This window comes from Neobacillus muris (assembly GCF_943193175.1).
GTDB lineage: Bacteria > Bacillota > Bacilli > Bacillales > Cytobacillaceae > Neobacillus > Neobacillus muris.
The window spans coordinates 67,230-86,184 of sequence record NZ_CALPDF010000015.1; the positions used below are offsets into that span (position 1 = coordinate 67,230).

Genomic DNA, 18,955 nt, shown 5'->3' on the forward strand with positions numbered 1-18,955 from the left:
TTCATCCCTCATCATTACAACATTTTTTCTTTTTATAGCAGCATCTATACACCGAATCTACGTGCATTTAATAAAATGCAGCCACGTCTTTCTTAGATAAGCCAAATAGTCTTTTCCTGTGAGATTATAGCGCTTTCTGATTTTTTTCATAATCGGGGTGATCGCACGGTCCATATAAATAAAAAACAGCCCTAGGAAATTCAATTGATGATATTTAGATAGGAAATACAATTCACTTTTCACCATCTCAGTATCAACAAATAAATTATCCTTACCAGTTGTCAGCCCATGATGATGTACAATCTTAGCATTTGGCAAATAGTAAGCTTTGCACCCTGCCGTATGCATTTTATTGGATAGAATATCTTCTTCGTAATATAAAAACGTATTTTCATCAAAAAAGCCTACTTTTTCCCACATCTCTCTCGTTGCCATAAAACAGCAGCCGGAAAATTTATATATAGGGATCGGGACATCTTTAATGGAAGCGGCTTGCAGGTAATATTCCTGCTCATAGTTCATTTTTGCCTTTGAGGAGGCAAAATTGCTTAGCTTCGTATTATATAAAAAATAATCCGAAGTTTTTATTGGCTTTAAGGTTGGCAGATTTTGCAGATCACCTTCTGGCGACAAAATGTATGGGGCTGCAACGGAAGCATCCTCATGTTCATTTAAAAAAGTATACATGCGTTCTATGCTCTCATCTAAAAAAATTACATCGTTATTGGTAATGGCAATGATGTTATGGCCGTCATTCATAGCAGCCTTAATACCAGTATTATTCCCCCTGGCATACCCTAAATTTTCGGACTGGATCAGTACTACATTTTTATTTTCATGATATTGTTCATTAAGTCTTTCAAAGGAATCATTAGGTGAACCATTATCAACAATATAAATGGTATAATTTTGCTTACACGTTTCAAAAATGGAATCCACACAACGGAACGTCATTTCCCATGTGTTGTAATTTAAGATAACAAAGGCAATCATTTTTTCAACTCCAGATTGTTCCATAGTTCACTGCTCTATAGGTCTTTCTTAATTTTATCCCAATATAAGCGATAAAAATTCACCAAGATTTTAGGTGAAATAACCGCCATCGTTAAAAGTATTTTCTTCTTTCGATTATATCCATCTTTAAATAGTAATGGTTTTAATTTGCTCCGGTCTACATCAATTAAATAATTATATTGGTTCTTTTCATCTTTGAAATATTTGTCCATATTGATATATAACATCAGACCAGTTAAAAACCATTCCGCATATACTTCATTTGCTATGCTTGGATAGTTTTCAAGATAGAATAAATACATATTTTCTCTAACTTCATACTCATCCAACCGCTTTTTGGAAAAGTCTTTTCGCATCGTACTTTGGTCATTATATCGGTAATAATAGAATGCCTGGCCTGTGTAATAGATGCGATTGGCCTGATGAATAATTCTATAGGCAAAATCCATGTCTTCAAGGATATACCCTTCTTTAAATCGAATTCCTTTAAATAATTCCTTCCTATATAATTTATTACAGGGGCTAAATGTAAGTCTTTCATTTAAGTATAGTTCATGCATGGCAGAATTTCTGTCAAACAATTCATCAGTGGTGTTATTACTATATAAATGGCCTGTAGAATCTTTGCTAAATTGCATTAAATTGCATGCTGTAATCTCAGCATCTGTTTCAATAGCTTTTGTATACAATGTGTTATACATATCTTGGTGAATCCAGTCATCACTATCAACAAACCCAATATAATGACCCTTTGCTGCCTCAATTCCCTTATTTCTAGCCGATGATTGCCCGCCATTTTCTTTATGAATAACAAAAATTCTTTTATCCTTTTTAGCAAATTCATCACAAATAAAACCACTGCGGTCAGTTGAACCGTCATTGACTAATATAATTTCAAAATCTGTAAAAGTTTGATTTAATATACTTTCAATGCAGGGTTGAATGAAATTTTCAACATTATATACAGGGACTATAATACTTATTGTAGGATTCATTAAGTTCTTCTCTCCATTGAATCTTAGTGTGATATTCTAAGCCATGTTATTTAACAGGTACTGAAATACATTCCCCTTATTAAACAAATGGTATTATAGCATAGATGTAACCACAAACGAAGTGCTTATGAAATGTCTCACACTTAATTGGCCATAAACTCAGAAGTAAAAAAAATTGGGATCCTATCACCAATTTTTTCATAAAATATCCCATTATTCCAGTGTGTACAAAGTATTTAAAAATGATAATAATGCCAAAATAAGTAGAATTATTTTTATAATAGTACCATATTTATTTAATCTCACCTTAACGATTTCCACATATAAGAATACCGAGCAAATTAGGAATGCAAAGTACATAAATATAAATGTTCTTTCTACTGAAGCCCAAATTGTTGGTGAAAATGCCATTAACAACCTAGATCCAAATCCAAGTAAAATAATAAAAATAGTTACAATAGAATATTTTTTATCGGAAAAAACCAAGAATAATGAAACTAATATTGATAAAAAAACTAAACTTAAAATAATATCAGGGATCCAGCTTATAATAGAAACAAAATTCACACCTGTTCCATACTGAGTCATAGAATTCTTAATCTCAAAAAACCCTGGAAATAGCCCTCCTAAAACAGGACTAAGCAAACCAAAAATCAGGCTAGAAGTTATTGGAACGAAAGCAATCCATTGATATGTTTTATTCTTTTGAGTAGTCATCATACCTATCATTAATAATAAACTAAAAACTATAAAGATAACATTGGGCTTCATTACAAATTCAAACCAAGAAGAGGAGAATCCCATCTCGATTTTTCTTATGAATGAAATGTTATTATAATCAGGAAACCATCTTCCTACTTCACTGATTTTTCTTATTTCATTACCCGGTGTTGTTAAAATGAATAGAATACTCATTAAACATATTATTGTTTGTATGAATAAAAATCCGTTCATTTTTTTGTTGAAAAATAAATAAATTGATACCATCAGATAAACAGCAAAAAGTATGGCAGACATTTGTTCCTGGTTAGCAGAAAAAATCAATGCTGGAATATAGAGTAAATACTCATACCAAAATATTTTTTCATTAAACAAAGTTTTCTTAATAGGGATCATAGCTATTAAACCAAAAGATAATGGCCAAAGGTAATTTAAAGTAGTTGCCATCCAACCTGCAGACCCCATATGTGTAAAAGGATACATAAATAGCAAACCTATAATGATCCAATTAGTGGCTCTTTCATGATGAGAAGGCACCAATTTGGATATACTTACGGCACCTAGAATGATTATAGCTGTATCAAGGATACGCCATAATGGTTCTAGATGTACCAATATAACAAGTAAAGCTTCTATGAAAATTCTTGATGACCAACTGTGATATCGATCATTTAAAAATGAAATCATATTTGAATTTCCCTCTTGGAGAATGGGATAGAACATTTCTTTATCGTCCCCCCAGCCTAGATTAATGCATGTATGTATGATAAACATTCCAATGCCTAAAATAACAAATGGAAAGTACTTCCATTTGATTAGAGATTTAATTTTTAGGAATTCCATTTTCTCTCCTCCTTTGCAACTTATAATTATACAAATTATTTACATATTATTTTAATCAAATACTATTACGATATTCCAAGGCTAAATGAATCATGGACCATAGTAAAGGTGTCCCGAATTGATTCGAGACACCTCAATTTTCGTAACCAATAAAAGCACTTTTTTTAACAGCTTAGCTTTTTTTCGGCTCAAGTTTGCCGAATGTCAGCTGCAGATGTAACAAATATTGTCTATGTTTGGCTCGCAGAATTGAATCTGCACCAAATGCCTAATAAATTTTTTTGCTATTCTAATTTACACTAACAATGATTTCTACTGCAAGAGTGTTATTTTGGAGATCAGCAGTTACATGTTAATATTCCTCAATTTTTTGTGCCATGAATTTTAATAATTCCTCTCTTAATTCCTCGTTCTCAAGTGCAAATTCAATTGTGGTTTCAATAAACCCTAGCTTTTCACCCACATCGTATCTTTTGCCCTCAAATTCATAAGCAAAAACACGTTGAATTTGGTTTAAATTCTGTATAGCGTCGGTTAACTGAATCTCACCGCCTGCTCCTACTTGCTGCTTCTCTAAAAACATAAAAATTTCCGGAGTGAAAACGTATCTTCCGATAATCGCCAAATCGGAGGGTGCTGTACCTAATTGAGGCTTCTCAACAAAATTACGAACTTGATAAGACCGGCCATTTTGGCCAATTGGATCAATAATTCCGTATCTGTTTGTTTCTTCGTCCGGTACCCGCTTCACACCAATTACAGAAGAATGAGTTCTGTCATAAACATCGATCAGCTGTTTTAAACACGGAGTTTCTGCCTGGACAATATCATCACCAAGTAAAACCGCAAACGGTTCATTTCCAATAAAATTCCTTGCACACCAAACAGCATGCCCTAATCCTTTTGGTTCCTTTTGCCTGATATAATGAATATCGGCCATCTTGGAGGGCTCCTGAACTTTTTCCAATAAATCAAATTTCTTTTTATCTAAAAGATTTTGTTCCAGTTCATAGGCATAGTCAAAGTGGTCCTCAATCGCTCTTTTTCCTTTACCTGTCACAATGATTATATCTTCTATTCCCGATTCCACGGCTTCTTCTACTATGTATTGGATCGTAGGTTTATCAACAATTGGCAGCATTTCTTTTGGCATGGCTTTTGTTGCTGGCAAGAATCGTGTACCAAGACCAGCTGCTGGAATAATTGCCTTTCTTACTTTTTTCATTCCATCTTCACCCTTTTTCCCTTTTTACTTTCCTATGTAAAAAGATCTTTATTTTTATTTATTATGTTCATGGCTTTGCACTTCGAATCCTACTGCTTCTTATTTTACTATAAATTTATTCTACTTAATATTAATTTGTGAATGAAAAGGATTAACCCTTTTTATTTCAATAATAGCTATCAATGGAAAACAGCTGACCTAAAAGCAATTTATATGCCCTCAAGATCAGCTGTTTTTTTAAACTTATTTTAACTAAGCATTTAACCTGCGTTTTCTAAAAATAAGTGAAACCACTCCAGCTAGCAGGACAATGAGTCCAATCACTAAATAGTTGTAACTATTTGTCGCTGTGGAAGGCAGATTATTGCCGGAAACATTGGATGGCTCCCCTTTTGCGGTTCCATTATCAGTTGGGTCAATCGTATCCCCTGGAGCTTCAGGATTGTCTGGAGTTGCTGCATCAGCAAGCTGAATTCTTCCCTCAATTTGAGCAGAAATTGGCTGTTTTTGCGCTTTTACATACTCAACAGATGCATCTAAGTCCGACATCCAAGTTTCACGATTTGTGCCAGATTTCAGGATGGTGAAACCATCACCGCCATCAGCCATAAAGTTATTAACAGTCACCGTATATTCAGCTTTTGGATCAATTTTCTTGCCATTTGGAAGGAAAATGTCCAGTACCTTTTCACCGTTAGGCAATTTTTCTGACCAAGTATAACGGAGGCCGGAAATTTGCATAATCCGATTTTGGGTTTCTTGGAACTGCTGATTTAACAAAGTTCTTACTTGCTCGCCCGTCAGTGTCATGGTCACAATATCATTACCAAATGGCTGGATGGCAAATAATTCGCCCCATGTAATTGGGCCTTTATTCAGATCGTTGCGGATACCGCCAATGTTCATGAAGGCAAAGTCTGTATCAGTAGCCGCGCGCATGCCGTCGGCAATCAGGTTTCCAAGAGCCGTCTCGCCTGCTTTATTAGCTGTACGGGTAATATCAGCAGATGCTTCACCCACCACTTGTTCTGTAATCGGCGCAATGTCCGCCTGGTACTGAGCAAGTTCAGCTTTAATTTGGGCATCAGGTGTAATGCCATCATGGAACGTGGATACAACCTCAGCCTTCTTAGCCACGATATCCTTTGAGACTGGATCAATTACTAAGTCAACATCAGAGAATGCTGTACCATATGAATAAGATTGTACAAGCAATTTTCCGTCTACAGTCGAATTTAAGTACTTGTGGTCATGTGCCCCAAAAATTACGTCTACCTCATCATCAACCGCATTTGCAATATCCACTACTCTGCCTGTTGGATTAGAACCATCAGCAGCAGAAGTTCCAGGATCATGTGCAAGGACAACAATAGACTCAACACCCTGCGCTTTTAACTCTGCTGTATATTTATTGATGGCGTCTACTTCATCTGTGAATTTGACACCTTTTGTTCCGCTGGCAGTAACGATACTTGGTGTTTCCGTGGTTACTACCCCGATAAAGCCAATTTTTACTCCATCAATTTCTTTAATGACATATGGGTCAAGAATTGTTTTCCCCGTATTTTCGTAGACCACATTTGCCGCAACATAAGGGAAATCAGCCCCTTCAAAGGTGCCATATTTTTCAACTGTCGCATTATGCGGTCCGCCATTGATCAGGCGCAGCATTTCAGCAACACCTTCGTCAAATTCATGGTTGCCGATTGTGCCAATATCAAAGCCAATTTCATTGAGGAAACGAATAGTCGGCTCATCCTGCAATAAAGCAGATACCGGACGGCTGGCCCCAACGGCATCCCCTGCTTGAAGCATAATGGTATTTGGATTCGTAGCTTCTCTTTGTTTTAAGTATGCTGCCAAGTACTCGATTCCGCCAACATCTTTGCCACTGACTTTTGTTGTGTAATCTAATTGTCCATGTAGGTCATTTATGCCTAGCAATTGAACATGTACTTTGTTCTTAAAGGTATAGACACCCCAAGTGCCGGAACTGTCCGTTTCAGTTGTAAGAGCACTGATATTTTCAGACTGGTCGGCATATACCTTTGCCTCAGGGGCAGATCTAAAGGTTAACTGGACCGTATCATTGACAGGAGCTATTGACCAGTTATTATCTGCACTTGGATTCACGACTCCTTGCTGCTGGATATAGTTGATCAGCACTTGACGGCTTTCATCAGGTGAATTGATCACGACTTTTGCACCCCCGCCTTTAAGGCCTGGGAAGTTGCCGCCTCCGCCTGCACGGTAATTATTGGTAGCCACAACGAACTTTTGGTCATCCCTTACCGGTGTTCCATCAGGCATCTTTAAATCTACAATCCGGTGAGAGTCTGGGTTCAATAAATCCCCATTTGAAGCATACCTCGGCTTCTTGGTAATATCGATTTGATAGTTAACCCCATCAATTACATCATAGTTATAGGATGGGAATGCTTCCTCAATAATATTTTGCGGCTGTACATCGTCAGGATTGACAGTTTTGAACTGCCCAGCCGACATTTCCAGCCATTCTCTTACCTGAGCCCCAGTCATTTCGACCGCTTTAAGGGTATTCGGATACAAATATAAGTCATTTGCACTCTTAATTGAAAGATCCCCGGCAGCAATGTTCGTATAATAGCTTGGGCCGCTTCTTCCGCCTGCTTTAAATGGGGCGCCAGCTGATAAGACCGGAACATCCTTATACTCTGGAAGCTTTTCATCAATCCATTTTTTCACATAAGAAGTCTGCGCATTGTTAACAATTTGAATGGTAGGGTCATCTTGGACTTGTGCAAAATAGCTGTACAATGGGGCAGAAGTTTTCCCGATTGTTCCACGCACATAGGCTAGAGTGCCCTCATGCTCAGGCTCAACATCCGCAACAATGGCTGGATCCTCAACTGTATCGGCAGCAACTGGGCGGTTTACGGATTTAGAGGCAGCTTTATCCACCGTCCATTTCCCATCCTGCTGAACAAGAGCCAAATCAAGCACTCCAAGGTTGTTGCCCCAATAACCGGCCTCCACTGCAGGCGTGCTGTTAATATGTCCATTTTCGTTATCCATACCAGGTTTGCCTGTAAATGAGGCATCACCTGGGAAGTTAACATGGGCATGTCCAAACAGAAGGGCATCAATTCCAGCAACTTTACTTAATGAATAAACAGCATTTTCTGCCTCTTCCTGGCCATCATTAGTGACATCACAGCCGGAATGGGCGATGGCGACAATCACTTCTGCCCCCTTATCTCTCATCTCTTGAACATATTTTTCAGCTGTTTTTACGATATCTTTTACAATAACTTTCCCTAAAAGGTTATCGCGGTCCCAGTTCAAGATTTGCGGCGGGGCAAATCCTACAACTCCCACTTTCACTGTACTTTTGTTGCCTGAAGCGTCGGTGATTTCTTTATTAAGAATTTCATATGGAGTGAAATAGTTTACATCATTATCAGGATTATTATCCCCGTCATCTTTATAGATATTGGCATTGACAATAGGGAAATCAGCTTTATCTGTAACTTGTTTTAGATAGTCCAAACCATAATTAAATTCATGGTTTCCAACGATTCCCGCGTCATAGTCTAAGTAATTCATCGCTCTAATAATTGGATGGGTATCATCTGCGCCTAATGGTTGAACTTTGGCAACATAATCTGCCAGCGGGTTCCCCTGAATCAAATCCCCTGCGTCAAATAGCATCGAGTTTGTTGCTTCAGATCTAGCTTGGTTAATTAATGTGGCCGTTTTTGCCAAACCAAAATTAACTCCATTCGCTGTATCTTGGTAATAATCATACGCTCTGACGTTAGAATGTAAATCGGTTGTTTCCAGAAGCCGTAGAGTGGCCGTTGTTCCAGTGACAGTCTCCGCTTTAACATTGTTTGAAACGGCTGGTGAAACCATTGTACTGAGCAGCAAAGCCGTGGCAGCTATTTTGCTGATAAAACTTAATTGTTTCTTTTTCTTCATCCGATACACCCTTCCCTTTCATTCATCTTTCTATAAATGGAAGAAATTCTAAAAAAAAGATCCCCCCCTTTTTCTGTTTCGGCAGTTCCTGTTAATCTAGCATCTATAATATTTAGACTTTAGGAATATTGTCGAATTTTTTGATTTGTTGCACTTCAATTATATATTTCTATATACCTATCGAAAAGATTAATCTCTTTTCTTTTTGTAAAATTTGTGTTACATAATCTTCCAAACAAATGACCAACTGGTCTAAAATCATCACTAAAGTGACAAAAAGCAAGATTTCTCGGGAAATAACGGTAAATAAAGTCAATCCCAGTTCTATTGATTTTAGGAGAGGGGCCAATACAAATTGTACTATTTTTTTACAAATCTCTCCCTGATTATGATACATTGGTATTACAAATATTGGGGCGGCATTTGCTTTTAAAATACTTAATTGAAACTGGCCCCATGCATTATTGGAACGGAGACCTTATCATGTTGACGGAAGCCCAACAAAAGGTAAAGCAGGAACTGGAAGAGCTGAAGGTGAATAGAATACTTTTTGAAAAAGCAAGAACGGTCAGCCCGGTTTCATCACAGCCAAAAATAAAATGGCCGATTTGGGTCCTTGCCATTCTTACAGGCAGTTTTATTATTTGTTTTTTTGCCGTGTCCCTAACAGCACCATCAAGCATAAATATAAGCTCCTACTTATCCAAGGAGTTGGATTATAACAAAAAGAGTGCCAAGCTACTGGCTAATAGCCTAAGCCATCCCACACTAGATGCGCAGCAAGCTAAAAAGGAACAACGAATGTTATGGGACCAAGCGAATCACTTGTCAGTTCCCGTTGGTTTTAAAGACCATCAACAGGATTTCCTTTCATTGCTGGAACATCGGCAAATGATTTTAACCTACCTATCTGAAACTGGCACTGTTAATCCAAACATTCTCAATCGATACCAACTTGAGCTAGAAGTAAAACAGGAACTAGCACTCGATAGTCTAACGAAAGCATTTAATAAACAAAACATTCCATACCATATTCATGACGACGGTTCCATCCAATATTGGATCGGCCAGAAGCCCTTCGATTACAATATCAAACAGAATCCATGACCTACAGAAAAGAGACTGCCCCCATTGGCAGCCTCTTTATTATTGTTCATTTGTAATGGCAGCATCATCTAATATTCCCTGTTGCCACTTCAACCGTCTTTGCCTTGATTTTTCCAAACTAAATAAAATGATGTGAACAACCAATACACATAATGCAACTAATTCAACCGCGTATTGAAAATAGTACCACGATAAAGTGGCCGTTATGTCATAAACCGAATGGATCATGACTGTTACCCACAGGCTGCGTGTCCATAGCAGGATAATTCCAAACAAAAAACCCATATCCGCAAAGGTCACAATCGCCCCAATTTTTACCGGCCAAGGCTCAACTGTATCCAATGTATGATCAACACCAAAAAAGATCGACGTCCAAAACAAGGCCAGCATGACAAAGAAATCTCGGCTCCCGGCCGCCCATTGGCGCGAAAAGATTTTTTTGCAAAGCATAAGGATAAGCATCATATAACTGAGCCGCCAAACTTCTTCCAAGCCGGCTAGCGAATCTGTGTAAAGATCTGCCCCGATAGTATCCACTTGATCGACAAACGACCAAAGTGGCGTTGGTTCCGTTTCATCTTCGACCGCGTAGTCTCCAGAGGTTTGCGTAAAAGTATAATCCTCTACATATTGCTCATAACTTATGCTAAAATCGTCAAAGGTGTAGCTTGAGTATATATTGATGGCATAGCTGCCAAGGAAAAAAATCAAAAACCCACCTGTAAATTGCAGCATCAGCTTACGCTTTCGCATAGGTTCATCCAATTGAGGCTGAAGCCTGCGGTGAAGCTTTAAACCGACAAAGAATGATGATACCATCAAAGCGTCATAAAGGGTGCTGGCCAAATAGCTATAACGATTTAAATAGAGAAGAATCTCTGCCCCAAATGTTACAATCAGGATAGCTGCGAACAATTTTTTCGATACTGGTTCAGTTAAATTTGTTGTCATGAACGCCTCTCCTCGCAAAAAGATTGTTGTCATACGTCCTCTCATCCTGCTAACAAACGGACGGCCAGAATTCCCAATCCATTCAATAATACTAAAAATAAGAAACAGGCAATCATCCACTTCCATTTTCTTGACATGACCTAAAGCCCCTTTATCGTTAAACCTCCTTAATGGAAGCCAACAATTCAATAGATTGTAATAGTAATAATTTAACATACCACTAGTTAAATATCATTAACATTATTCCACTGGTCCACACCATTTTTTGTAGGAATAAATTCCTTTCTTTATAGGACAATTTTCCCATTTTTGATTTTTATCAAAAAATAACAAATATTACATTATAAAATAGAAAAAGGAAAAAAATCCGATTCTGTTTATGTATATAAAAGTAGGGGGATTAGTATGAAGCTGGATGTTGCAAATGAGACGGCTAAAGCAAGAAGAATCGGCAACTATGAAGATACGCTCCAATCGATAAAAAACAGTTTAGAAGGCTTTAAGACCAATGTAAATTCAGGATGGAAAGCCGAGGAAATGAGATATTTCAATTCTGCTATCGATCAAGTCACAAGCCGGCTGGCAAAAATCGCTCCGCAGCTCTCCTCTATTGAGTCAGACATTATTTCAACTGCAAAAGCAATCCGGCGGGAAGAGGATGAAAAGGAAGCGGCAGAGAAAGCAGCACGGGAAGCAGCTGCAGCCAATCAGGCAAAATAGTTATCTTATACAGAAAGGGGGACCTTCAAGTGTCGGTCATTAAGCTGAATGAATCTGTCATCAATAGTGCGAATGGCAAACTCAGCAATACTATTTCCAAGCTGTCTAGTGCGGAGAATGAACTTTCACAATTGGCCAGCCAGCTCGACTACCGAGTTCGCTCGCGAAGCAGTGCAGACACACGCCTGCGCAGCCTTTGCAATGACCTGGAAGAACTGAAGGATCAATTGAAAAAGATTGAAAGATTTGTAAGCAGCAAGAGCGGACAATACTTTGATGTGGAAGATTACTTGGAGAAATATGGGTTCCGGCAAATCAGCATGCTTCGATACTATGATTTTGCCTTAGCCAAAGACCCTTTCTTCATGATGGCTCTGGCAGGCTCAGGACTGGGATTTCTGTCAGGGACTTTCCGGTCAGAAACGCTCCTTCGCTATAAGGGATTAAGGTTTACTACTGTGGAGCGGAATGGAAAAATATATCTCAAAGTATTGGGCGGTGAAATTGGCCAGGGAAACTCATGGCAGTACAACCGCTATCGGGACTCATTGGTGAACCTATTGGGCGGCGATAGCAGCACCTTTAGAAGACGTTTCGCAGAACGGCTGGTCAATGGCGGTGGAATCCCGCTTTATGTGGATGGCCGGGGCACCATTAATGATAATATGCGCCGGTTTGAAAGATTGTCTACCGTGAACCAGTTTATCGAGGATTATGATAAATCAGCTTGGACGAGAATGAAAAACGGATTCAATCCCTCATTAGTGGATGGAATGAAGGTTTGGCAGGACTTTGGCGGCTGGAAAGAGGCTACAAATCTTTCACGGACTGGCAAGTTCTTTGGAGCCGCCGGGACGGTATTAACAGTGGGGAATAACTTTGTGGAAAACTTCAGGTCGAACGGCCATTGGGATTTCTCCCTGGAAAACACAAAGACCTTTACTGTTAACACAGGCGTCGATGTTGCGACTGGCGCCGGAGCGATGGCAGCAGGCGCAGCCATCGGTTCCTTTATCGCGCCACCCATTGGAACAGTAGTTGGGGTCGCAGCAGGTGCAACGTTTAACTTTCTCATAAATACAAAGGTCGGGGGCCCGCCGCCAAAGAGTGTCGTCGACCATACAAAGGACTTTGTCAATGACCTGATTGACAATCCGGTCGATGCCATTGGAGACCGGGCAGCTGCGGTTGGAGAGAAAATCGGGGATGTCGCAAAAGGTGCCGGAAAACTGGTCAATAACATTGGCAAAGGGCTTGGCAATCTATTTGGAGGGTGACAGGATGCTTAACAAGTGCAGTGAGGATGATTTTACCATTATCAGGGATGTTGCTTTTGGCCGGCTTCGGCCCAATCGGATCCCCTTATTTTTTATGGCTACTTTAGTTTTCAGCTTAGTGATTATTGCTTTTTCATTACTGGCCTTAGGCAGTGATGGAGCGGTTGACCCCCTTTTATCCTTGGTCATCCTGATCGATATGGCCCTATTTGTGGTCCATTTGTTTTTTGCCTTATTCTTTTTAAATGACAAGTTTTGCTATAAGTTTCAAAGGTTCCAATCGATTTTGCTTTGCATCATTTCGTTTAAGTTTTCGATAGAAACCTATCTGGCGTACTTTTTCCTGCTTCATGACCGAAATGCCGCGCCGTATATGGCGGCACTGGGTCTTGTCCTATTTTTGGGAGGAATCGTATTCATTATTCTTTCAACCATCAGGGTGATGAAACGGGTACAACAAGGGGAATTTCGCAGGGGCGGCAAAGGGTTATTTAATTTTTCAGATTCAAAGGTGTACATCAGTTTGCCATTTTTCTTCGGGATTGTGATGTTGGCAGGGTTTTTGCCAAGAATCTTTTCCGATGACAGTTCTTATATGTCCGCGGAGCCGTTTGTTGCCTTGTTTTTCTGCTTTATTATTCAGTATGGAGTAGCCATGGCTTGGCCAGAGTTTTACCTGCTCTCACACTGCAAAAGCAGGTTTGATTCCTTCATCATCGAACGGCCACAACGGAATGGAAAAGGAGGAGCGGCCTATGAAAATAAAACGAAGTCCAATAAGATTTAACAATGTGATTAGCTATACCGCCATTTGTAAAATTACCGAATGGCATCAGGCCGCGACGGAGCTCCGAAACTCGGTGATCGAGAACGGCCTGTACGGGACCGGACCGGTTATTTTTCAAGTCAGCAGCTTGGATGAGACGGCCCAAGAGGCACAATATACTTTTCATATACCTGTCAACGCCCCAGTAAAAATGGCGGCCGACAGCCCCTTTCAGTTTACTGAAAGCTTGGCCTTTGATGATGGCCTATTAATCCGTCATGCCGATCTTGACGAAAGTATCGATGACTCATATGCCCTGCTCTATGCTTGCGCTGAGGCCAATCAGGTTAAACTGCAGGAACCGTTTTTTAACATTTACTTGGATGTTTATGGTGACGGAATCATTGATGTCTATGCGGCGATTGTAAAGGAGGATTAGATCCTAATGATTAATCCTCATGACGCAATTAAATTAACGAATGTCATTTCTCGCAAGTATCGCTTTTATTATCGGGATTTGGAGCGATACTTAGCAGAGTTTATCCAAGACATTTTTTCATTAAACTTAACGATTAAAGGGCCGTTGATTTATTCCTTACATAATGTCCCAATGGACGAAATGATGAATGTTGAATTTTATATGCCCGTTGCCCAAGATCGGGTGGAAACTCCACCGGACATGGACTTTCATAGTTATTTTTTCATTGGCCCGATGATTTCAACGGTTGACCTTGTGAACTCGGAAGCAAGCATGGAGGCGGCATACGCGTCGTTGTTCCATTATATGGAGCAAAACCATTTGCGGCAGGTGACCCCCATTTTTCATGTTGCATCAGGAGACGAGACATTGCAGTACATGACGGTCAAAATTGGAGCAGCAAAAAAGGATATCGAGGAAATTTGGAAGTAATACGAGTAAGCGCCATCCGCAAAAAGGGATGGCGCTTTTCTATCGTTAAACTTTGATTTGCTTATATCCAGCCTTTTTTCTCGGCAATGCTGGCGGCTTCGGTCCGGTTTTTGGCTCCGAGCTTATGGATGATCTCCGATATGTAGTTGCGGACGGTTCCAGAAGACAAATAGAGTTCTTTCGTGATTTCTTTTGTTGTCTTGCCTAAAGCGGCCAGCTTTAAAATTTCCTGCTCTTTTTGGGACAACGGGTTCTCTTCACGAATTATGTTAACCGTCAACTCCGGGCTGAAGACCCTTTTCCCAGCGACTGCCTTGCGGATGGCATCAGACAGCTCATCAATTTCCCCATCCTTTAATAGATATCCATGGACACCAGCCTTGACGGCCCGTTCGAAATAGCCTGGGCGGGCAAAAGTGGTAAGGATGATGACCTTAGCGGGTGAGGACCTGCGCACCAATTCCTCCGCCACCTCCAATCCATTCATGACTGGCATTTCTATATCCATAAGACATACGTCCGGCTCGAGTTCCACAATAGCATTTAGTGCTTCCTCTCCATTTATGGCTTGGCCGATCACCTTCATATCAGACTCTAAATCTAATAGAGAGCCAAGCGCACTTAACAGCATTCGCTGGTCTTCCGCGATAAACAACCGGATCATATTGCCTCCTCCCCTCTTTTTATAATTGGTACCGTTATTTTTAAAACAGCTCCATTTTGATTGGATAATGCCAAATAGCCATCCACAAGTGCCAGGCGTTCCTTCATGCCGTTAAGGCCGTTTCCAAACAGCTTTTCCTTTGGAATCCCCATTCCATCATCCGCTATGATGATGCTCATTTTCTCGGTTGATAGTTTAGCTGTTACCTGGCAATGGGCGGCCCGGCTGTGCTTAACGACATTGGTTGCCGCCTCCCGGACACACATGCCAACAATGTTTTGCGTAAACGGCGGAATTCTGGAAAAGTCGGCTTCCCCATCGTAATGGTAGGTAATACCGGAAGCCCGCAGAATCTGCTGGATCTGCAGCAGCTCCTCCGCAATGGTTGCGGCCCGCATATCAGAAACCAATTCACGTACCTGCTTTAATGCCGACCTGGAGGTGATCTCCATTTCCTTAGCCTCACTCCTGGCCCGGTCTGGATCTGCCGGCAGCAGCCGCTGAACAAGCTGGCTTTTAAGTGTCAGCAGGGATAATGTGTGGCCAAGGGTATCATGCAAATCCCTGGCAATCCGCACCCGTTCCTCCCGTTTCACCAGTTCCTCAATTTGCTTATTCGCCTTGGCGAGTTGTTTTTCCAGCTCCATTCGTCGATTCATGGAACGGATTCCAAACGGGGAAATCAGCATGATAATTAAAAATGGAATGAAATAGATCAGTTCTGATGGTGTTAAGGGAGTTTCTTCCCGGATCGCATAATAAACAAATGGGAGAATGACAATCATTGCTAGACTAGCCAATCTCCGGTAGAATACCCTCTTATTTTGGTACCAGCCAATGAAATTTGCCGAGAAAAATCCTAGAAAAATATAATTTATGTCATAGAACATACTAAATATAAACACAATCGCCATCTGCACCGACAGCCAATAAGCGAACTTCTTATTCCCCATGCTAAAATAAAGCTGCCGGTACGTGACTAAAAACAGCAGCACCATTCCATAGCCCATTAGCTGCTTAATCCCATATTCCTTCGTCAAATTATAGATTGGAAACCCGATATAGATGAGAAAGATATAGGGAAAGAAGCCGTATTGGCGCGGAAATAGGCTAAAAGCTTGTTTCATCCTCATCACACCGCTTCTTGTTTTCTTCTAATATACTTTGATAGTAGCATGAACAGGATCAAATAGGCGATTAAAATAACAATATTTTTCCAATCTGGCAGCCCGCCGCCGACAATTTCCCAGGCGCCGTTTCCAAAATGGTAGGAAGGAAGCCACTCAGCAATTGTTTGCATCATTTTCGGCATCACATCAAGCGGCATCCATAATCCCCCTGTTACTGCAAGGACCATGTATACCACATTGCTGATGCCGGCAGCCGTTTCTACTTTTTTCATTAAGCCAATAAGCGTACCTACTGCCAGAAAAGGAAGTGATCCGAACAAGATCCACAAGCCGCTCATCACCCACTCAAGGGCAGATAAATAGACTCCATTGATGATGGCGCCGGCAGCGAAAATAATCGTGATCGATAACACATGGATGACACTTTGGCCGATCATTTGAGCCGCAAAATAAACACTATCTGATAATGGCGTCGTCCGAATGAACGTCGACCAGCCCTGCGAACGCTCCTGCACGAGCCGGATACCTAGTGTCATCATCGATGATCCCATGACACTAAATACCGTCATTGACATTAAATAATGGGCCTGCCATTCTGCCTTATCAGGGACATCAGCATTTACCAAATTGGTAAACACATAGTAAAAGATAATCGGCATCACCAATGACCAAAATACGAAATATCTGTTTCTCAAAACTCTCATCATCTCTGTTTTGCATTGCACTTGAAATGCTTTCATTTAGATGGCCCCCTTGGTTTCGCTAGTCAGCTGTTCGAATGCTTCCTCCAGCCTGCCGCGTTCTATTTGTATATCCCGTGCTCCGATTTTCTCTTGAAAAATGAACTCGAGTACCCGGTCCGTGTTGGCTGTTTCGGCGTAAACCCGGTTATTTTTTCGATAGATCCGGTCGATTTCGTTATATTGATACAATTTTTCTAATGAAGTTTCTGGATCAGTGATAAACGAAATGGATGATTTGTTGATGCTGGCTTTTATTTGTTCGGGTGTTCCGTCGGCCACAATGGCCCCGTCCTTGAACAATAGGATGCGTCCTGCCGCTTCATCGGCTTCCTGCAGGTAATGAGTGGAAAAAATAATGGTTTTTCCTTGGTAAGCCAGCTGCCGCACTGTTTCCCAAAACTTTTTTCTAGCGGTAATGTCCATGCCCACAGTTGGTTCATCGAAAATAATGAGTTCAGGGTTTCCTGCGAGTGCCAGGGCAAAACTGAGACGTCGTTTTTGCCCGCCGGACAGTTTTTCTGCCCGGGTTTTTAAATCTTGTTCGGTTAGGCCCGTCAGTCTGATGAGGTCTTCCATTGGAAGGGGGTCCGGATAGTAGCTTCTAATTAATGCGAGGATCTCCCGCACCTTTAAGCCCCCCATCACGCTGACCTCCTGCAGCATGGTGCCGAGTTTTTCTCTTACTTGTTTTTCGTAAGGAAGCCTGTTGAATAAGCGAATTTCTCCTGTGGTCGGTTTCAACAGGCCGAGTATCATGGAGATGGTGGTAGTTTTCCCAGCTCCGTTTGGTCCCAGGATGGCTGTTACTTCGCCCTTGTTTATGGAAAAAGAAACGTTGTTGACTGCGGTTTTATGTTGAAATGACTTTGTCACGTTTTTTACTGTTAAAACTTCGTTCATGATAGGAACACCTCCCGATTTCTTGACTTTATTGTACTGTGGAAGGGAGTGTCATTTTTAGTAAGTGATGTCACCAAAATGAGGTGACAAATGTCATATTAATTGGATGTCATGTGATTATTTGAAATTGGCATGTTTAAAATTTTTGGGGAAGGCTTATGATGACAAGATTTGGGCTCTTATCCTGATTTTTGTCATCATGACTATTTCATGACGACAAAACTTGGCCTCCGGCTCTGGTTTTTGGCGCCTTGGACGCTTCATGACGACAAAACTGAGACCTAGTCACTGGTTTTTGTCCTCTTGGACGCTTCATTACGACAGTACTTGGGCTCCGGCTCTGGTTTTTGGCGCCTTGGACGCTTCATGACGACAGAACTTGGCCTCCGGCTCTGGTTTTTGGCGCCTTGGACGCTTCATGACGACAAAACTGAGACCCTGTCACTGGTTTTTGTCCTCTTGAGCGCTTCATGACGACAGAACTTGGGCTCCAGCATTGTTTTTTGGCGCCTTGGACGCTTCATGACGACAGTACTTGGGCTCCGGCTCTGGTTTTTGGCGCCTTGGACGCTTCATGACGACAAAACTGAGACCCAGTCACTGGTTTTTGGCCTCTTGAACGCTTCATAACGACAGTACTTGGGCTCCGGCTCTGTTTTTGGCGCCTTGGACGCTTCATGACGACAAAACTGAGACCCTGTCACTGGTTTTTGTCCTCTTGGACGCTTCATGACGACAGTACTCGGGCTCCGGCTCTGGTTTTTGGCGCCTTGGACGCTTCATGACGACAAAACTGAGACCCAGTCACTGGTTTTTGTCCTCTTGAACGCTTCATGACGACAGAACTTGGGCTCCAGCATTGTTTTTTGGCGCCTTGGACGCTTCATGACGACAAAGCTGAGACCTAGTCACTGGTTTTTGTCCTCTTGGACGCTTCATGACGACAGTACTTGGGCTCCGGCTCTGGTTTTTGGCGCCTTGGACGCTTCATGACGACAGAACTTGGCCTCCGGCTCTGGTTTTTGGCGCC

General features: G+C 41.0%; 17 protein-coding genes. 6 read left to right on the top strand and 11 right to left on the bottom strand.

The genetic code is table 11. The annotated features are described in order from the left end of the window. Positions 1-57 precede the first annotated feature (57 nt). The 6 genes from NFS43_RS12175 to NFS43_RS12200 form a co-directional block, all read right to left on the bottom strand. Entirely contained in the window at positions 58-1,017 is a 960-nt protein-coding gene (locus NFS43_RS12175; RefSeq protein WP_251551946.1) for a glycosyltransferase family 2 protein, read from the bottom strand. Positions 1,018-1,028: 11 nt separating this feature from the next. Beyond that, positions 1,029-2,009, bottom strand: a complete 981-nt coding sequence (locus NFS43_RS12180) for a glycosyltransferase (RefSeq protein WP_251551947.1) — start codon at positions 2,007-2,009, stop codon at positions 1,029-1,031. Positions 2,010-2,222: 213 nt separating this feature from the next. Further along, a complete protein-coding gene (locus NFS43_RS12185; RefSeq protein ID WP_251551948.1) occupies positions 2,223-3,572 on the bottom strand; it encodes a DUF6056 family protein in 1,350 nt (449 codons plus the stop codon). 352 nt (positions 3,573-3,924) lie between these two features. Beyond that, positions 3,925-4,797 (bottom strand): UTP--glucose-1-phosphate uridylyltransferase GalU, encoded by an 873-nt coding sequence (gene galU, locus NFS43_RS12190; protein ID WP_251551949.1) that lies wholly within the window; start codon positions 4,795-4,797, stop codon positions 3,925-3,927. A 252-nt stretch (positions 4,798-5,049) separates the two neighbouring features. Beyond that, positions 5,050-8,757, bottom strand: a complete 3,708-nt coding sequence (locus NFS43_RS12195) for a bifunctional 2',3'-cyclic-nucleotide 2'-phosphodiesterase/3'-nucleotidase (RefSeq protein WP_251551950.1) — start codon at positions 8,755-8,757, stop codon at positions 5,050-5,052. 169 nt (positions 8,758-8,926) lie between these two features. Next, positions 8,927-9,154, bottom strand: a complete 228-nt coding sequence (locus NFS43_RS12200) for a hypothetical protein (RefSeq protein WP_251551951.1) — start codon at positions 9,152-9,154, stop codon at positions 8,927-8,929. An 86-nt stretch (positions 9,155-9,240) separates the two neighbouring features. On the opposite strand from NFS43_RS12200, the gene NFS43_RS12205 reads away from it, so the two are divergent. Beyond that, complete coding sequence (locus NFS43_RS12205) at positions 9,241-9,864, top strand: hypothetical protein (RefSeq protein ID WP_251551952.1); 624 nt, start codon at positions 9,241-9,243, stop codon at positions 9,862-9,864. Positions 9,865-9,903: 39 nt separating this feature from the next. On the opposite strand, the gene NFS43_RS12210 is transcribed toward NFS43_RS12205, so the two are convergent. Then, the gene (locus NFS43_RS12210) at positions 9,904-10,815 is read right to left on the bottom strand and encodes a CPBP family intramembrane glutamic endopeptidase (protein ID WP_251551953.1); all 912 of its coding nucleotides are present in this window, start codon (positions 10,813-10,815) and stop codon (positions 9,904-9,906) included. A gap of 405 nt (positions 10,816-11,220) precedes the next feature. Between NFS43_RS12210 and NFS43_RS12215 the strand changes: the two genes are divergently transcribed. From NFS43_RS12215 to NFS43_RS12235, 5 genes are read left to right on the top strand one after another with little or no spacing between them, the layout of a single operon-like run. Beyond that, a complete protein-coding gene (locus tag NFS43_RS12215) occupies positions 11,221-11,535 on the top strand; it encodes a hypothetical protein (protein WP_251551954.1) in 315 nt (104 codons plus the stop codon). A gap of 29 nt (positions 11,536-11,564) precedes the next feature. After that, entirely contained in the window at positions 11,565-12,812 is a 1,248-nt protein-coding gene (locus NFS43_RS12220) for a coiled-coil domain-containing protein (protein ID WP_251551955.1), read from the top strand. A 4-nt stretch (positions 12,813-12,816) separates the two neighbouring features. Beyond that, entirely contained in the window at positions 12,817-13,599 is a 783-nt protein-coding gene (locus NFS43_RS12225; protein ID WP_251551956.1) for a hypothetical protein, read from the top strand. Beyond that, positions 13,568-14,017, top strand: a complete 450-nt coding sequence (locus NFS43_RS12230; RefSeq protein WP_251551957.1) for a DUF5085 family protein — start codon at positions 13,568-13,570, stop codon at positions 14,015-14,017. Before NFS43_RS12225 ends, NFS43_RS12230 begins: the two co-directional genes overlap by 32 nt. Positions 14,018-14,023: 6 nt before the next feature. After that, positions 14,024-14,488, top strand: a complete 465-nt coding sequence (locus tag NFS43_RS12235; protein ID WP_251551958.1) for a DUF5085 family protein — start codon at positions 14,024-14,026, stop codon at positions 14,486-14,488. A 61-nt stretch (positions 14,489-14,549) separates the two neighbouring features. Here the strand turns inward: NFS43_RS12235 and NFS43_RS12240 are convergent, their stop codons facing one another. From NFS43_RS12240 to NFS43_RS12255, 4 genes are read right to left on the bottom strand one after another with little or no spacing between them, the layout of a single operon-like run. Beyond that, positions 14,550-15,152 carry a response regulator transcription factor gene (locus NFS43_RS12240; RefSeq protein ID WP_251551959.1) on the bottom strand — a complete coding sequence of 201 codons (603 nt, stop codon included), beginning with the start codon at positions 15,150-15,152 and terminating at the stop codon, positions 14,550-14,552. Further along, a complete protein-coding gene (locus tag NFS43_RS12245) occupies positions 15,149-16,279 on the bottom strand; it encodes a sensor histidine kinase (protein WP_251551960.1) in 1,131 nt (376 codons plus the stop codon). Before NFS43_RS12245 ends, NFS43_RS12240 begins: the two co-directional genes overlap by 4 nt. Positions 16,280-16,284: 5 nt before the next feature. After that, positions 16,285-17,022, bottom strand: coding sequence for an ABC transporter permease (locus NFS43_RS12250; RefSeq protein ID WP_251551961.1), 738 nt, complete (start codon positions 17,020-17,022; stop codon positions 16,285-16,287). Next, positions 17,023-17,925, bottom strand: coding sequence for an ABC transporter ATP-binding protein (locus NFS43_RS12255; protein WP_251551962.1), 903 nt, complete (start codon positions 17,923-17,925; stop codon positions 17,023-17,025). It lies immediately after the preceding gene. Between the last annotated feature and the right edge of the window lie 1,030 nt (positions 17,926-18,955).

What these genes read in the sequence shown, in the direction of transcription:
- NFS43_RS12195 (WP_251551950.1), bottom strand. Translation starts at nt 8,757, where the DNA reads ATGAAGAAAAAGAAACAATTAAGTTTTATCAGCAAAATAGCTGCCACG.
- galU (WP_251551949.1), bottom strand. Translation starts at nt 4,797, where the DNA reads ATGAAAAAAGTAAGAAAGGCAATTATTCCAGCAGCTGGTCTTGGTACA.
- NFS43_RS12200 (WP_251551951.1), bottom strand. Translation starts at nt 9,154, where the DNA reads ATGTATCATAATCAGGGAGAGATTTGTAAAAAAATAGTACAATTTGTA.
- NFS43_RS12210 (WP_251551953.1), bottom strand. Translation starts at nt 10,815, where the DNA reads ATGACAACAAATTTAACTGAACCAGTATCGAAAAAATTGTTCGCAGCT.
- NFS43_RS12235 (WP_251551958.1), top strand. Translation starts at nt 14,024, where the DNA reads ATGATTAATCCTCATGACGCAATTAAATTAACGAATGTCATTTCTCGC.
- NFS43_RS12250 (WP_251551961.1), bottom strand. Translation starts at nt 17,022, where the DNA reads ATGAAAGCATTTCAAGTGCAATGCAAAACAGAGATGATGAGAGTTTTG.
- NFS43_RS12180 (WP_251551947.1), bottom strand. Translation starts at nt 2,009, where the DNA reads ATGAATCCTACAATAAGTATTATAGTCCCTGTATATAATGTTGAAAAT.
- NFS43_RS12185 (WP_251551948.1), bottom strand. Translation starts at nt 3,572, where the DNA reads ATGGAATTCCTAAAAATTAAATCTCTAATCAAATGGAAGTACTTTCCA.
- NFS43_RS12205 (WP_251551952.1), top strand. Translation starts at nt 9,241, where the DNA reads ATGTTGACGGAAGCCCAACAAAAGGTAAAGCAGGAACTGGAAGAGCTG.
- NFS43_RS12230 (WP_251551957.1), top strand. Translation starts at nt 13,568, where the DNA reads ATGAAAATAAAACGAAGTCCAATAAGATTTAACAATGTGATTAGCTAT.
- NFS43_RS12225 (WP_251551956.1), top strand. Translation starts at nt 12,817, where the DNA reads ATGCTTAACAAGTGCAGTGAGGATGATTTTACCATTATCAGGGATGTT.
- NFS43_RS12255 (WP_251551962.1), bottom strand. Translation starts at nt 17,925, where the DNA reads ATGAACGAAGTTTTAACAGTAAAAAACGTGACAAAGTCATTTCAACAT.
- NFS43_RS12215 (WP_251551954.1), top strand. Translation starts at nt 11,221, where the DNA reads ATGAAGCTGGATGTTGCAAATGAGACGGCTAAAGCAAGAAGAATCGGC.
- NFS43_RS12245 (WP_251551960.1), bottom strand. Translation starts at nt 16,279, where the DNA reads ATGAAACAAGCTTTTAGCCTATTTCCGCGCCAATACGGCTTCTTTCCC.
- NFS43_RS12240 (WP_251551959.1), bottom strand. Translation starts at nt 15,152, where the DNA reads ATGATCCGGTTGTTTATCGCGGAAGACCAGCGAATGCTGTTAAGTGCG.
- NFS43_RS12175 (WP_251551946.1), bottom strand. Translation starts at nt 1,017, where the DNA reads ATGGAACAATCTGGAGTTGAAAAAATGATTGCCTTTGTTATCTTAAAT.